This is a genomic window from Lysobacter solisilvae (assembly GCF_016613535.2).
Taxonomy (GTDB): Bacteria; Pseudomonadota; Gammaproteobacteria; order Xanthomonadales; family Xanthomonadaceae; genus Agrilutibacter; species Agrilutibacter solisilvae.
In genome coordinates this window covers 2,584,108-2,598,588 of sequence record NZ_CP071518.1, presented here as the reverse complement: position 1 = coordinate 2,598,588, position 14,481 = coordinate 2,584,108, and the positions used below count along the sequence as shown (strand labels likewise).

11 protein-coding genes and 1 pseudogene are annotated in these 14,481 nt (G+C 69.0%); 1 reads left to right on the top strand and 11 read right to left on the bottom strand.

Going from position 1 to position 14,481, the window contains the following annotated elements:
- Positions 1–660: 660 nt before the first annotated feature.
- From mtnA to I8J32_RS11480, 11 genes and pseudogenes are all read right to left on the bottom strand, one after another.
- Positions 661–1,719, bottom strand: coding sequence for an S-methyl-5-thioribose-1-phosphate isomerase (gene mtnA / locus I8J32_RS11530; RefSeq protein ID WP_200612227.1), 1,059 nt, complete (start codon positions 1,717–1,719; stop codon positions 661–663).
- A 74-nt stretch (positions 1,720–1,793) separates the two neighbouring features.
- Positions 1,794–2,765: an EF-P lysine aminoacylase EpmA gene (gene epmA, locus I8J32_RS11525; protein ID WP_200612225.1), complete on the bottom strand. Its 972-nt coding sequence runs from the start codon at positions 2,763–2,765 to the stop codon at positions 1,794–1,796.
- Complete coding sequence (gene ligA / locus I8J32_RS11520) at positions 2,765–4,870, bottom strand: NAD-dependent DNA ligase LigA (protein ID WP_245156319.1); 2,106 nt, start codon at positions 4,868–4,870, stop codon at positions 2,765–2,767. The genes epmA and ligA overlap by 1 nt, the downstream gene beginning before the upstream one ends.
- A gap of 243 nt (positions 4,871–5,113) precedes the next feature.
- Positions 5,114–5,485, bottom strand: a complete 372-nt coding sequence (locus I8J32_RS11515) for a hypothetical protein (protein WP_200612223.1) — start codon at positions 5,483–5,485, stop codon at positions 5,114–5,116.
- A gap of 334 nt (positions 5,486–5,819) precedes the next feature.
- Positions 5,820–6,194 (bottom strand): hypothetical protein, encoded by a 375-nt coding sequence (locus I8J32_RS11510; protein ID WP_200612221.1) that lies wholly within the window; start codon positions 6,192–6,194, stop codon positions 5,820–5,822.
- A 71-nt stretch (positions 6,195–6,265) separates the two neighbouring features.
- A complete protein-coding gene (locus I8J32_RS11505; protein WP_200612219.1) occupies positions 6,266–6,574 on the bottom strand; it encodes a hypothetical protein in 309 nt (102 codons plus the stop codon).
- Positions 6,575–6,636: 62 nt separating this feature from the next.
- Positions 6,637–7,077, bottom strand: a complete 441-nt coding sequence (locus I8J32_RS11500) for a hypothetical protein (protein WP_200612218.1) — start codon at positions 7,075–7,077, stop codon at positions 6,637–6,639.
- A gap of 18 nt (positions 7,078–7,095) precedes the next feature.
- Positions 7,096–7,860 carry a cell division protein ZipA gene (gene zipA, locus I8J32_RS11495; protein ID WP_200612215.1) on the bottom strand — a complete coding sequence of 255 codons (765 nt, stop codon included), beginning with the start codon at positions 7,858–7,860 and terminating at the stop codon, positions 7,096–7,098.
- 15 nt (positions 7,861–7,875) lie between these two features.
- Positions 7,876–11,381: pseudogene (gene smc, locus I8J32_RS11490) on the bottom strand (chromosome segregation protein SMC).
- A 192-nt stretch (positions 11,382–11,573) separates the two neighbouring features.
- Complete coding sequence (locus I8J32_RS11485; RefSeq protein ID WP_407060964.1) at positions 11,574–11,864, bottom strand: BolA family protein; 291 nt, start codon at positions 11,862–11,864, stop codon at positions 11,574–11,576.
- The gene (locus tag I8J32_RS11480) at positions 11,861–12,160 is read right to left on the bottom strand and encodes a YciI family protein (protein ID WP_200612212.1); all 300 of its coding nucleotides are present in this window, start codon (positions 12,158–12,160) and stop codon (positions 11,861–11,863) included. The genes I8J32_RS11485 and I8J32_RS11480 overlap by 4 nt, the downstream gene beginning before the upstream one ends.
- A gap of 1,309 nt (positions 12,161–13,469) precedes the next feature.
- Here I8J32_RS11480 and I8J32_RS11475 point away from each other — a divergent pair.
- Entirely contained in the window at positions 13,470–14,384 is a 915-nt protein-coding gene (locus tag I8J32_RS11475) for a segregation and condensation protein A (protein WP_200612210.1), read from the top strand.
- The last annotated feature ends 97 nt before the right edge of the window (positions 14,385–14,481 follow it).

The following is a 14,481-nucleotide window of genomic DNA, read 5'->3' as shown; positions in this document are numbered from 1 at the left end:
TGCGCGCGAGGGCGGTGTCCGCCCATGCCCGCGTACCTCCCGTCGCCTGCGCGCGGGCGGCAGGAGCTCCAACGTGTCACCTCGGCGAGGGTCCAGCGCCGCCCGGACAACCCCGCGAGGAGCCCCGACGCCCCGGCCGGGGGCCGCCGGGCCCCGTGCGCACACGCCACCAGCTCCGCTCGAAGGCGGCAACCCCTCCCCGCGAAGCCCCGCCAGGGGTTCGCGAGGAGCCTCCGGGCTCCGCTCGAACCCCGCGCGGGTCTTCACGAGGTCCGGCGAGCTCCGCGCGGAGTGCCTGACACCTCCGCTCGACCCGCTCCGAGGCGACACATTGGAGCTCCTGCCGCACGAGCGCAGGGCGTGGAGGGCTACGGCAAGGGGGGGCGGATCAGCCGCCGAACGCGGCCCGCATCGCCGCGTCGTCCGGGCGTTCGATCACGCCCAGCTCGGTCACGATGGCGTCGATCGCGCAAGGTGCCTTTGAAGCCGCGGCCGAGGCCAAACGCGCCGCCGCGCGCTGCGGAAAGGCGACATATAAGGCGGGTCTCGACCCGCCTTCGCCATACCCCCGCACCGCGCAAGCATGAAGTCCGATTACCACCAAGGCGGCGGGTCAAGACCCGCCCTATGCGGCGGGATCGACGCGCGCGGGTCCGCCCTTCAGCCGCCGAACGCGGCCCGCATCGCCGCCTCGTCCGGGCGTTCGATCACGCCCAGCTCGGTCACGATGGCGTCGATAAGCGTGTGCGGCGTGACATCGAACACGGGGTTCCAGGCGCCGACATCCTCCGCCGCCGTGCGCACGCCGCCCAGGGCGAACATTTCGCCCGGATCGCGTTCCTCGATGTGGATGGCCTCGCCGGAAGCCGTGGCCATGTCCACGGTCGAGGACGGCGCGGCGACCATGAACTTCACCCCGTGGTGGCGGGCCGCGATCGCCAGCTGGTAGGTGCCGATCTTGTTGGCCGTGTCGCCATTGGCGCAGATGCGGTCGGCACCGACCACCACCCACTGCACGGCGCCGGTCTTCATCAGGTGCGAGGCCGCCGAGTCGGCGATCAGGATCGGGGAGATGCCGTCCTGCTGCAGCTCCCACACGGTCAGGCGGGCGCCCTGCAACCACGGGCGGGTTTCGCCGGCATACACGCGGTTGATGCGGCCCTGCGCGAAGCCGGCGCGGATCACGCCCAGCGCCGTGCCGAAGCCCGCGGTCGCCAGCGAGCCGGTGTTGCAATGGGTCAGCACGCCGCTTTCGGGTTCGATCAGGGCGGCGCCGAGCGCGCCCATGCGGCGGTTCGCCGCCAGGTCCTCGTCGGCGATGGCCTTGGCTTCGCGCTCGATCACCTCGCGCCAGTCGGCGCCGGCCGCGGCCATCACGCGCCGCATCCGCGCCAGCGCCCAGGCCAGGTTGACCGCGGTGGGACGCGCGTCGTGCAGGCGCTGCATCGGCGCCTGCAGCCGCTCCGCGGCCTGTGCACCGTCGTCGGCCTGGACCCCGCGCGCCGCCAGCACCACGCCCCACGCCGCCGCGATGCCGATCGCCGGTGCGCCACGCACGGTGAGCGCGTGGATCGCCTGGGCGACCTCGTCGCTGGTTTCGCAGCGCACGTACTCGACCGTAAACGGCAGCTTGCGCTGGTCGAGCAGTTCCAGGGCGTCGCCGGTCCAGCGGATGGGACGGATGCGGTCGTAGCGGTCGAAATCGAAGGTGTCGGTCATGGGGGGATTCTAAGCGGTGGCCGCAGGGCGACCGATGAAAGGTGGGGCCGGCGCGCGCACCGGCAACGCAAGGGTCAAGCGCGCGCGAAGTCGAAGGCCAGCACGTCGGCGATGCGGCCGGTGCCCAGCAGCGCCATCATCAGGCGGTCCATGCCCAGCGCCACGCCGGCACAGGCGGGAAAGTCGCGGCCCAGCGCGGCGATCAGCGCCTCGTCGATCGGCGGCTGGGCGTGGCCGCGTTCGCGACGCAGCACACCGTCGCGTTCGAAGCGCTGCCGTTGTTCGGCGGCATCGGCCAGCTCGTGGTACCCGTTGGCCAGTTCCAGCGGCCCCAGGTAAAGCTCGAAGCGCTCGGCCACCGGCGGCGAGCCCGGCCGCAGCCGCGCCAGCGCGCACTGCGAGGCCGGATAGTCGTACACCGCCAGCATCTGGTCGTGCGGGAACGAGGGCTGCAGCCGGTGCGTCATCAGCAGGTCGAGCCAGTCGTCGCGGGTCAGGCCCGCCGGATCGATCACCACCTCGCCCAGCGCCGCGCGCAGCTCCTCGATGCCCGCCGTGGCCGGGTCCACGCCCAGCTCGCGCCGGTACAGCGTGTGGTAGTCGACCTCGACCAGCGTGGCCTGGCGATCGACCAGCGCGAGCGCGGCGTTGACCAGGTCGGCTGTCTCGCCGATCAGCCGGCGATGGTCCCAGCCGACGCGATACCACTCCAGCATCGTGAATTCGGGGTTGTGCCGGCCGCCGGCCTCGCCATCGCGGAACACGCGGCCCAGCTCGTAGCAGTCGCCGAACCCGGCCGCGAGCAGGCGCTTGAGCGCAAATTCTGGCGAGGTGCGCAACCAGCGCGTACGCGGTGCACCGTCGGTGCGGCCGCTGAATTCCAGCGAGAACGAGGCGATGTTCGGGTCGGTGTTGCCCGCGCGGGACAGCACCGGCGTCTCGACTTCGGTCACATCGCGCTGCGCGAAGAAATTCCGCACGGCCGCATTGAGCCGCGCACGCAGGTGCAGGACATCGAAGGCCGCGCCGGGTCGCCAGTCCTGCATCAGCCCTGCCCGCCCGGAGCGTGCTCGCCCAGGAAGGCCAGCAAGGCCGCCTCGTCCCAGATCTCGATGCCCAGCTCCTGCGCCTTGGCCAGCTTGGAGCCCGCGGCCTCGCCGGCCACCACCAGCGAGGTCTTCTTCGACACGCTGCTCGAGACCTTCGCGCCCAGCGCCTCCAGGCGAGCGCCGGCTTCGTCGCGCGACATCGCCGACAGACCGCCGGTGAGCACCACGGTCTTGCCCGACAGCGGTCCTTCGCTGGCGCGCTGCGGCGCGCCTTCCGTCCAGTGGACGCCGTTGGCGCGCAGGGCCGCGATGACCTCGCGGTTGTGCGGCTGTTCGAAGAAGTGGGCGATGCGTGCAGCGACGATCGGCCCGATATCGGGCACGGATCGCAGCGTTTCCACGTCCGCGGCCATGATCGGGTCGAGCCCGCCGAAGTGCCGGGCCAGCGTCTTGGCCGTGGACTCGCCGACATCGCGGATGCCCAGCGCGTACAGCAGGCGCTCGAGCGAGGTGCTGCGGCTGGCGTCGATCGCCTGGACCAGGTTCTCCGCCCAGCGCGTGGCGACCTTGCCCGCCTTGACCGTCTCGGGCGTGACCCCTTCGCGCGCGTCGGCCTCGCGCTTCATGCGCAGGAAGTCGTCGAGCGTGAGCGTGTAGAGATCGGCGACGGTGCGCACCTGGCCGGACTCCACCAGCGCCGCGATGAAGCGCTCGCCCAGGCCTTCGATGTCCATCGCGCGCCGGGAAGCGAAGTGGAACAGCGCCTGGATGCGCTGCGCCGGGCAGTACAGGCCGCCGGTGCAGCGCGCGACCACCTCGCCCTCCTCGCGCTCCACCGCCGACCCGCAGGCCGGGCACTGCGCCGGCATGGTGAAGGGCGGATGCAGCGGCTCGCCGCGCGCATCGGTGGGGCGGCGTTCCTCGATCACCCGCACGACTTCCGGGATCACGTCGCCGGCGCGACGGATGATGACGACGTCGCCCTGGCGCACGTCCAGGCGCGCGACCTGGTCGGCGTTGTGCAGCGTGGCCTTGGTGACGGTCACGCCGCCCACGTGCGTCGGCGTGAACACCGCGAAGGGCGTCACCGCGCCGGTGCGCCCGACGCTGACTTCGATCGCCTCGACCGTGGTCGCCTCTTCCTGCGCCGGATACTTGTGGGCGATGGCCCAGCGCGGCGCGCGGGAGACGAAGCCCATCGCGCGTTGCTGGTCGTAGCGGTCGAGCTTGTAGACGACGCCGTCGATGTCGTACGGCAGGCTGTCGCGCTTGCGCCCGATCGCCTCGAAATATTCCAGCAGTCCGGCCGCGCCCTGCGCCGTGGTCACTTCCGGACAGACCGGCAGGCCGAAATCGCGCAGCAGCGCCAGCGTGCGCGAGTGCGTGGGTGGCAGGTCCATGCCGGCCACTTCGCCCAGCGAATAGGCGAAGAAGCTCAGCGGGCGCTGCGCGGTTATGCGCGGGTCCAGCTGGCGCAGGGAACCGGCCGCGCCGTTGCGCGGATTGGCCAGGGTCTTCTCACCCCGCTCGCGCGCCCAGTCGTTGTAGCGCTCGAAGGCGGCCTTGGGCATGTAGACCTCGCCGCGCACTTCCAGCACGGGCGGCGCATGGCCGCGCAGCTTCAGCGGAATGGCGCGCACGGTGCGCAGGTTGGCGGTGACGTCCTCGCCGGTGGCGCCGTCGCCCCGCGTCGCGCCGCGCACGAACGCGCCGTCCTCGTAGCGCAGGCTGATGGCCAGTCCGTCCAGCTTGGGTTCGGCGGAGAACACCGGGGAGAACTCGCCCGTCTCCTTGCCGATGCGGGCCACGAACTCGTCGATCTCCTCCGGCGCGAAGGCGTTGGCCAGCGAGAGCATGGGCACGCCGTGCCGAACCTCCGAAAACTTCGCCGAAGGGGCGTTGCCGACGCGCTGGGTCGGCGAGTCCTCGCGCGCCAGTTCCGGGTGGGAGGCCTCCAGCGACTGCAGCTCGCGCAGGAGCCGGTCGTAATCACTATCGGGCAGGCTGGGATCGTCGAGGACGTAGTAGCGGTAGTTCGCGTCCTCGATCTGCTGGCGCAGCGCGTCGATACGGGTGGCGGGCGACTGGGAACTGGGGCTCACGAGCGGTCCTGCGCGCGGCGTCCGCGCGGGTCGAATGCCTGCATTCTGCCCTGCGTGCCCGGAGTGCGTAAGTCCGGGGCAGCGGGCCGGGGGGATTCGACCGGACGCAGAGTGGTCCGGAGAACGTAGCCAGACAAAGTCAGTCCGGTGCCGGCGAGTCCGCCTGTGCGCGCGCGTCCGGACGGAACGCCCGAATCAAGCCGCCGAGCGATTTGGCTGTCGACCTGAATGAATTTATAGGCCTCAACCGCTCCAGACGAACGGCAGGGCGCCCAGGAACCAAAGCCTGGAATGTGGCCACACGCCGGCCATCGTCAGTGCGCCGGCCAATGCTGATTGAACGAGAAAACAAGCAACGGACAATGCCATCGCCTGTCGAGGCTCAAGCCATGCAGGCCGGCGTGCGAATGGAGCAAGGGTAAGAAGACCCCAGACGCCAAGGCCGAACAGAACGAATATCGCGCCCGCAACGAAGGCATTGCCCCAGAGGAACATGTCCGCGGCGAAGCCATGGCCCAAAAAAAACGCCAACGCCAGGGTCGCCAGCGCCAGGAGCGCGGCGGCATGGAGCCATGCGCGCGGTGGAATCGACGGAAGCAGCGAGGGATTGTTCAAGTGAGGCCTCATGGTCGGCATGGCTGGATTTTCGGGCCGAGTAGTCAGGCTAGGCCCAGGGCAGCCACGATGCGAGCCATACCCGAAGGCGTCGTGGCCCGAATATACCCGCAACAAGGTTGACCGCCGCGCCGATGCCCAACACCCATGGCAGCGCGCCAGGACGCGGCAACGAAAAGCCATAGGCCGAACCGCAGGCGAAGATGGCTCCGACGAGGAGACATACAAGGCGGGCAAACAAATCAGCTCTTGCCGGACCTTCCACGTGATTACCCCTTCGGCCCATCGCCAGAATCAAGCCGGGCCGCGAAGCGGATCCGGCATGAATGCATTGTCAGGTCCCATCCGGCCAGGCGTCATGGCGATCAACCCATCGGACGCAAAGTCGATACCATCCCGCGGCCACCAGAAGCAGGACACTGGGCAGGAAGGCAAAGGGGTGGGTGAACGCAATATAGGCCGCGGGAATCGCCCATACGAATGCCGCAATCAGCGAAAAGCGCGCAAAGTTGACCGCAGTCTGGCGCGAACCCACATGCGACAGGCCAATCTTCACCCATGCCGGCCGACGGGTGCGCCAAGTGGCGCGACGTGGCTCTCCGGAGCGATACAGGTCGACGTGCGGGCGAACTTTGGTGACGACATACCCCACCGCAACCAGGGCGCCGAAGGCCATGAAGAGGCCGAACTTCAGGTCTTCAAAAGTCATGGGGTCTTCTATGCACGCCTAACGCCTGAGTGAAGCTGCGCAGCGAAGGCGGCGTCGGCTTGGACGAATTGTCAGGCCTCAAGCTCGCGCAGGCGGCTCCGGATTGCTTCCTGGTCGAGGAAGCGCCGAACTACCGCCCACTGCTCAAAAGCGCCTCGATAAATCGCAACGGTAGCCACTGCTGCCCCTACCAGCATTGAACCTATGGCGATGCCGACAGAGCCAATTGTGGGCTCCAGTTGAAACAAGACCAGAAATACGGCCGCTGTCACGGGCCACATCAAAATGATCAGCCAGCGTGACTGCAAGACGCTGGTTGACCGGGCGTCGAGTTGCCGCAGTAGGGCACGCAAGATTCTTGTCTCAGCAGCTTTGATCATGGTTCTTGAATTGGTCCGAGCTGCGAAGCGGCTTCGGCTTGAATGAATTGTTAGGCGACATGCTACGCCTCCCGCTCTTGAAGCTGCCAGGCAAGTGTCTCTGGATCGCGTTCTTTGACTGGAACACCCGAGAAAGCGCCCGAACTACTCGGCACCCACTGCAGATACCCAACGCTGACGAGACTCGGATCTTCCGGCCAGTCATCGTCATAGGTCGCGAACTCGATGAAATCGAGTTTGCCGCTGGTTACATACAAGAGGGTCGCGACACCGTTGGCCACGCCAGCCACATCAAGATTTACGTCACCAAGGATGATTGAGCCGGCACACAAGGCGGGGGTTCCGTCAGGCACTTTGAGTGTGATGTAAGCGCCCACCCCGGTGTGCTCTCGTTCCGCAACCATCGCGGAGGCAGCTTGCATGCGCAGCACGTCAAGCCGCGAATCATCGCCGGCTAAACAAGCGTCAAGGACACGCCTTTCAAAGAGAGTAAGACCATCCATATGACGCCCGACACCTGCCTACCAGCGCGCCGGCTTCGTCAGCGGCGGCATCTCGTGCTGGCGGTCCCACGCGCGCAGTTCGTCGCGGATGTGGGCGATGCGCTGGCGGCCCAGGGCGTTGCGCGATTCGTCCAGCACCACGCCGTCCAGCAGTTCGGCCATGCGCTGCGCGGTGGGCAGCATGGTTTCCCAGGCGTCGAGCGCCGGCACCGGCGACGGCAGGGTGAGGAAGAAGGCGATCGCCGGCGTTTCCATCGACTGGATCGTGGCCATTTCGAAGCTGCCCGGCTTCATGATGTTGGCCACGCTGAACACCGGGCCGCGTTCGTGGTGGTTGTCGATCAGGCGGTGGAACACGCCCATGTGGCCGTAGACCAGGCCGGCCTTTTCCGCCGCGACGACGATGTCCGGACCGTGCAGCTTCGACCCGGCGCGGGCGGCCAGGTACAGGGTGATGATCTTCTCGAAGGCCATGTCGTTGCGCTTGCCCACGTCGCTGGCCGCGGCGTCCGCCTGCGCGTGTTCGCCCTGGGCGTCGGCATCGGCATCCAGCGCCAGCTCGGCCTGCGTGGCCGTGGTCGACAGGCCTTCATCGGTGGCGGGCGCCGTCGGCGCATCACCCGGGAAGTACGGCTCGGCGCGCGCGCCGCCGTCGGCGAAGCCCGCGCGCGGCACCCGCTTGCCCTGCCCCGGCTTGCGGGGGCGACCAAAGAAGATGATCGCGCCGACCAGGATCAAGCCGGCAATCAGGATGCCCACCCGCAGCAGGGTCACGTCCGACATCGTGCAGAAACTCCTTTATGCAGCGCCGGCCAGGCGCGTGGCTTCGGCCAGATCCACCGACACCAGGCGGCTGACGCCCGGTTCGCGCATGGTCACGCCGGACAACTGGTGCGCGGCTTCCATCGTCGCCTTGTTGTGGGTGACGAACAGGAACTGCACCGCTTCGCTCATCTCGCTGACCATGGCCGTGAAGCGGCCCACGTTGGCTTCGTCCAGCGGCGCGTCGACCTCGTCGAGGAGGCAGAACGGCGCCGGATTGAGGCGGAAGATCGCGAACACCAGCGCGACGGCGGTCATCGCCTTCTCGCCGCCGGACAGCAGCGAGATGTTGGACACGCGCTTGCCCGGGGGGACGGGCCATGATCGCCACGCCGGTATCGAGCAGGTCCTCGCCGGTGAGTTCCAGGTAGGCATGGCCACCGCCGAACAGGCGGGGATACAGCTCCTGCACGCCCGAGTTGACGCGGTCGAAGGTGTCCTTGAAGCGGCCGCGGGTCTCGCGGTCGATCTTGCGGATCGCCTCTTCCAGCGTGTCCAGCGCGGTCGACAGGTCGGCGTCCTGCGCGTCCAGGTATTCCTTGCGCTGGGCGGCTTCGGCGTGCTCGGCGATCGCGGCCAGGTTGACCGGTTCCAGGCGGCGCAGGCGGCCGTCGAGGTCGTTGACGATTTTTTTCCCACGCCGAGGTATCGGCGTCGTCGGGTAGCGAATTGACGACGTCCTCGATGACGAAGCCGGCCTCGATGATCGCCTGGCTCAGCGTCTCGGCCTTGAGCAGCAGGGCCTGCTGTTCCAGGCGGCGCTGGCCGATGGCCTCGCGCTGGGCAATGGCCTGCTCGTCGCGCGTGTGGCGGGTCTGTTCGAACTGGCGCAGGTCGTTGTCGATGCCGTCCACCGCGGTGCGCGCGGCGGTCAGGGCCTGCTCGACGACGACGCGCTGTTCCAGTGCCACCTGGCGCTGCTCTTCCAGGCCATGGACGGGTTCGTCGCCCTGGGCCAGCTGTTCCATCAGTTCGCCCAGGCGCGAGTCGAGCTGGCCGCGCTGGCCGCCCATGCGTTCCAGGGCCTGGACCAGGCCGGCCACCTGCGTGCGCTGGGTTTCCAGGGTCAGGGCCAGGGCGTGCGCGGCATCGCGCGATTCGCGGGCCAGCGTGCGGGCCTGGTCGCGCGCTTCGTGGAGGTCGCGACGCTCGGCGTCCAGCGCCCGGCGTGCGTCTTCCAGTTCGGCCATGCGCATGACCGCCTCTTCCTGGCGGCCTCGCGCTTCGCTGGCCTGGTCGCGTGCACCGCCCAGCGAGGCGCCCAGCTGCGCCAGTTCGGCATCGATGCGCTCGATCCGGCCGCGCGCCGATTCGAGCTTGCCCTGCTGGCTCTGCAGCTGGCCGGCGAGTTCGGACACGCTGCGATGGGCCATGTACAGGCCGCGCTGCGCGTCTTCGCGGTGCTGCTCGGCCGCCAGCAGGCGGTCGCGCCAGGTGGTGATGCTGCGTTCGAGTTCCTGTTCGCGCTCCTGCAGCTCTTCGATCTGGGCGCGCAGCGCCTGGATCTCGCGCTCGCGCAGCAGCGCACCCTGCTTGGCCGCGCCGGAGCGCAGCACGCGCACCCAGCCGGCGCCCAGGCGTTCGCCCTCGCGGGTGATGACGGACTCGCCGTCGCCCAGCTGGGGCAGCAGTTCGCGTGCCTGCGTGAGCGATTCGGCGACGTGCAGCCTGGCGAGGATGCGGCGCAGCGCGAGCGGCCCCTGCACTCGCGCCGCCAGCGAGGTGGGCGCGAAATCCACCGGCTCGCTGGCCGGATCGACCAGCGACAGGCGGCCTTCGCCGAGTTCACCGATCGCATCGACCAGGGTCTCGGGCGAATCGACCAGCACGCCTTCGATCAGCTGGCCCAGCGCGCCTTCCACGGCGTTTTCCCAGCCGGGCTCGACGACCAGCTTCTCGCCCACGCGCGCGGCGTTGTCCAGGCCGCGCTGGCGCAGCCATTGGCTGGCGGCGCCCTGCTCTTGGCCCAGCGCCGCGTGCTGCAGCGTTTCCAGCGAGGACAGGCGGCCGCGGGCGCCCTGCGCCTGCTTGCGGACTTCGGCGAGGTCGGTCTGCGCGGCGCGCTGCTGGTCCTGCAGCTGGGTCAGCGTCTGCTTGCGCGTCTCCAGTTCGGTGGTCAGCGTGTCGAGCGATTCCTTCTGCGCGTCATGCTGCTCCTGCAGCCCGGCGAAGGTATCGGTGAGCGCGGCCAGGTCCAGGCCGGCGCGCTCGGCGGTGAGCGATTCGCGGCGGCGGTCGGCTTCCAGCGACTGCCGGTCAAGGTGTTCGATGCGCGTGCGTTCGACGTCGGCGGCGCGCGCGGCCTCGGCCTGGGCGCGGGTATGCGCGTCCCAGCGCTGCTGCCAGTCGGTGAGGCGGGATTCGGCATCGCGCAGGGCGTCCTGGCGGGCGGTGTCGTCCGCGCGCAGTTCCTCCAGGCGCGGCTGGGCTTCCTCCACCGCGGCCATCAGCACATCCAGGCGCGACTGGTCGCTGCCGATGTGGTGGGCGATCTCGGCCAGCTGGGTCTGCGCCTCGTCGCGGGCGCGCTGCAGGCGGCTGGACATCTCGCGCTGGTGCTGGATCTGCTGCTCGATCCGCGCCAGGGTGCCGCCGACCTCGTAGCTGGCGGCCTGGGCCTTGTTGAGGTTCTCGGCCGCTTCCTCGCGGCGCACGCGGCCGGTCTCGATCTCGCGTTCGGCCTCGCGCTGTTCGGCAATCAGCTGCTGCAGGCGGGTTTCCTGCTGGCTGAGCTTCTCGCGCTGGGCCTGCAGCTTCTGGTCGAGGGCGCGGTGTTCCAGCGCCTTCCACTCGGCGTCCTTGACCTTCCGCTCGGCCTGCATGGTCTGGTACTGCTCGGCCTGGCGCGCCTGGCGCCGCAGGTGCTCGAGCTGCTTGCCCACTTCGTCGCGCAGGTCGCGCAGGCGATCCAGGTTCTCGCGCGTGTGGCGGATGCGCGTTTCGGTTTCCTTGCGGCGCTCCTTGTACTTGGAGATGCCGGCGGCCTCTTCCAGGTAGACGCGCAGGTCCTCGGGCTTGGCCTCGATGATCTGGCTGATCATGCCCTGCTCGATGATCGAGTAGCTGCGCGGCCCCAGGCCGGTGCCGAGGAACAGGTCGGTGATGTCGCGACGGCGGCACTTGGCGCCGTTGAGGTAGTACTGGCTCTGGCCGTCGCGGGACACCACACGCTTGACCGAGATTTCGTTGAACGCGGCGAACTCGCCGGTGATCGTGTGATCGGAGTTGTCGAAGATCAGCTCGACCTGGGCCTGCGAGACGGGCTTGCGGGCCGAGGAGCCGGCGAAGATGACATCGGTCAGCGAGTCGCCGCGCAGGCGGCTGGCCGAACTCTCGCCCATCACCCAGCGGACGGCGTCGATGATGTTGGACTTGCCACAGCCGTTCGGTCCCACCACGCCGGTCATGTTGGTCGGCAGGTGCAGGGTGGTCGGGTCGACGAAGGATTTGAAGCCGGAGAGCTTGATCGTGGAAAGACGCATGCGACGCGGTTGCCTTGGGCCGCGCTCCGTCAGGGGAGCGGCCGTGGTGCTGGATCAGGTTAGAAAATTCGCCTAAGTCTTTGAACTACATGGGCGACTTTCGGCCGGGAAACCGAAACTACCGGCGAGTATAGCGGGCCGTGAAACCGGCGCCAGCGCCCGCGGCGCCGGGCGCGGGAGGCCCCGGACGCCTCAGTCGGCCGCCGCTTCCTGCGGGGTCCGGGCGCGGATGGCCAGCGCGTGGATGTCGGTGGTCATCAGACTGCCCAACGCGGCGTACACGGCCCGGTGGCGGGCGACGGAGCCCTGACCGGCGAAGGCCGCGCTGACGATGTCCACATGGAAGTGGCCGCGCCCGTCCCTGGCGCCCTCATGGCCGGCGTGGCGGTGGCTGTCGTCGCGCACCTCCAGCTGGACCGGGGCCAGCGCCGCTTCGAGCGCGGCGCGGATCGCCGCGGGCCGCTGCTCGCGCGGCAGGGTCACGGCAGCACGCGCCGGAACGGACGCACCTCGACCCGGCTGTACACGCCCGCCGCCACGTAGGGATCGGCGTCGGCCCAGGCCCGGGCCTCTTCCAGCGAGACGAACTCGGCCACGATCAGGCTGCCACTGAAGCCCGCGGGGCCCGGATCCTCGGCGTCGATCGCCGGGCAGGGTCCGGCCAGCAGCAGGCGACCGGCGTCGCGCAGCGCGGTGAGCCGCGCCAGGTGCTGAGGCCGCGCCGCCAGCCGGCGGTCCAGGACGTCGGTGCCGTCATAACCTTCGATCAGGTACCACATGCGCGCGGCGTCCAGCTGTTCGGGAGGGACGGCAGTCTAGCGGAAGCGCCGGAGATGGCCTTCTGCCGCCCCGCGGATCAGCTCCTTCCCCCGCTTTGCGGGGGAAGGTTGGGATGGGGGCCGCCGATCGCCGCGAATCAGCCCCTTCCCCCGCTGCGCGGGGGGTGAGAGGACGCGCTTGCGGACCACTGGTCCGCGCGTCATCGAACGCCAGCAGGCTGTGCCTGCTGGCCGGGACGGTTGGGATGGGGGCCAACGATCGCCGCGCATCAGCCCCTTCCCCCGCTGCGCGGGGGAAGGTTGGGATGGGGCCGACGGTCGCGGCGCTTCGGCCCCTTCCCCCGCTTCGCGGGGGAAGGTTGGGATGGGGGCCAACGATCGCCGCGTTGGTCAACATCAAATGCAAAAGAGTGGACAGGCCAGTTCCAAGGCTTCCGCCTGGCGGCGGGTTACTTTCTTTGCTCGCACACGCACGAAGTGCGAACGGCGAAGCCGGCCCCGTAGGGGTGAGCGCCAAAGGCGCTCATCAAGAAAGGTAACCAAAGAAAGTGCGGGGAAGTCCACTTCTAACCGGCCGCATGATTGACGCCGGGATTTTCCGACGCGCCATCCATGGCGCGGCGGAAAACGTCCGGCATCCATGCCGGACGCCCTCCGGGTCTACGGTTCGCGCGACGGGCTGGCTTACGTGAGAGCAAAGAAGCCCGTGTAAGCGAAGCGCACGCGGGGGGAAGGCGTGGCGATCTGTTCGGAGAGCCCTGTTGGATGCCCCGGGCTACGGCGCTGCGATCTGAACCACGAGCCCCGGGTGGGTTTCCGGGACGACTGGCCGCCACCGATCGCCGATCACCCCGCCTGGCCAGACAGCCCCGGAGAACCGGCGGTCGCGTCCCACTTTCGCCCCTCCGGGCCGACAGCGCCGGCCGGCGGCTGGACAGCCCCCGCCCCACCCCGTACCCTAGGCCTCAATTGCCATCAGGCCGGTAGCAGCGGCCGTCGCGACAGGTCCCCACACCGTCGCCACACGCACATGCAGGTGCGTCGCTGCGCTCCACCGTCCCGGCCCGCAACCCATCCGACGCCCGCCGCCCCGCCCCGCGAGGTCGCCTGTCCGATTCCGTTGCAGGCCCGCTTCAAGCTTTGCAGTCGCAATACGCCTGTCTTGCCGGGCGGAGCGTGCTCCGCTGTCTCGCCCCTTCCGGCCATTTCCGGATCCGCGCGAGGGGACGGCCAGGCCGCGCCGGGTGTGCCCGACGCGCTGGGACAGGTGTTCACGTCTATGCCAGGGCCCGGAGGGGCCGGCTTCTCAATGACCGAAGAAATCGCGCCCGCCGCGACCTCGAACAACCAGAACGGCCACCACCCGCAGCAGCAGGAAATGCCGCTGGCGATGGTGCTCGGCCAGCCGGTGCTGCAGATCCCCCAGGACCTGTACATCCCGCCGGACGCGCTGGAAGTCATCCTGGAAGCCTTCGAAGGTCCGCTGGACCTGCTGCTGTACCTGATCCGCCGCCAGAACCTGGACATCCTCGACATCCCGGTGGCGGAGATCACGCGCCAGTACGTCGACTACATCCAGGCCATGCACGAAATGCGTTTCGAGCTGGCCGCCGAGTACCTGGTGATGGCCGCGATCCTGGCCGAGATCAAGTCGCGCATGCTGCTGCCGCGCGCGCCGACCGAGGAAGGCCTGGAAGAAGATCCGCGCGCTGAACTGGTCCGCCGCCTTCAGGAATACGAGCGCTTCAAGAAGGCGGCCGAGGACATCGACGCCCTGCCTCGCCAGGACCGCGACACCACGCCGGCCAACGCCTTCGTGCCCGACCGGGCCGCGGTGAAGCTGCCGCCGCCGGTGGAACTGAAGGAAATGCTGCTGGCCCTGCACGACGTCCTCAAGCGTGCCGAGCTGTTCACCCAGCACGCCATCAAGCGTGACGCGCTGAGCGTGCGGCAGCGGATGGGCGAACTGCTGGAGTCGCTCAAGGACGGCGTCTTCCACCGCTTCGAGTCGCTGTTCACCGCCGAGGAGGGCAAGCTGGGCGTGGTCGTCACGTTCCTGGGCCTGCTGACGTTGGCCAAGGAACAGCTGGTGGAGATCATCCAGGAAGGCCCGCTGCAGCCGATCTACGTCAAGTCCCTGGCCCTGATGAAGGACCCCGACGAGATCGAGCTGAGCAGCGAGTTCGACGAACCCGCGGCCAACGACGACGACACGCGGGCCTGACGCCCGCGTTGCCCGCCCCACCGCGTTTCCAGACTCTCCCGCATTCACGTCAACCTCAACGCCGCTGGTTTCCCGCCTTCGTGCGGATGACGAGCGA

Coding starts and splice junctions, on each gene's coding strand:
- mtnA (WP_200612227.1), bottom strand. CDS start 1,719: ATGACCGACACCTTCGATTTCGACCGCTACGACCGCATCCGTCCCATC.
- I8J32_RS11475 (WP_200612210.1), top strand. CDS start 13,470: ATGACCGAAGAAATCGCGCCCGCCGCGACCTCGAACAACCAGAACGGC.
- zipA (WP_200612215.1), bottom strand. CDS start 7,860: ATGTCGGACGTGACCCTGCTGCGGGTGGGCATCCTGATTGCCGGCTTG.
- I8J32_RS11500 (WP_200612218.1), bottom strand. CDS start 7,077: ATGGATGGTCTTACTCTCTTTGAAAGGCGTGTCCTTGACGCTTGTTTA.
- I8J32_RS11480 (WP_200612212.1), bottom strand. CDS start 12,160: ATGTGGTACCTGATCGAAGGTTATGACGGCACCGACGTCCTGGACCGC.
- I8J32_RS11510 (WP_200612221.1), bottom strand. CDS start 6,194: ATGACTTTTGAAGACCTGAAGTTCGGCCTCTTCATGGCCTTCGGCGCC.
- epmA (WP_200612225.1), bottom strand. CDS start 2,765: ATGCAGGACTGGCGACCCGGCGCGGCCTTCGATGTCCTGCACCTGCGT.
- I8J32_RS11505 (WP_200612219.1), bottom strand. CDS start 6,574: ATGATCAAAGCTGCTGAGACAAGAATCTTGCGTGCCCTACTGCGGCAA.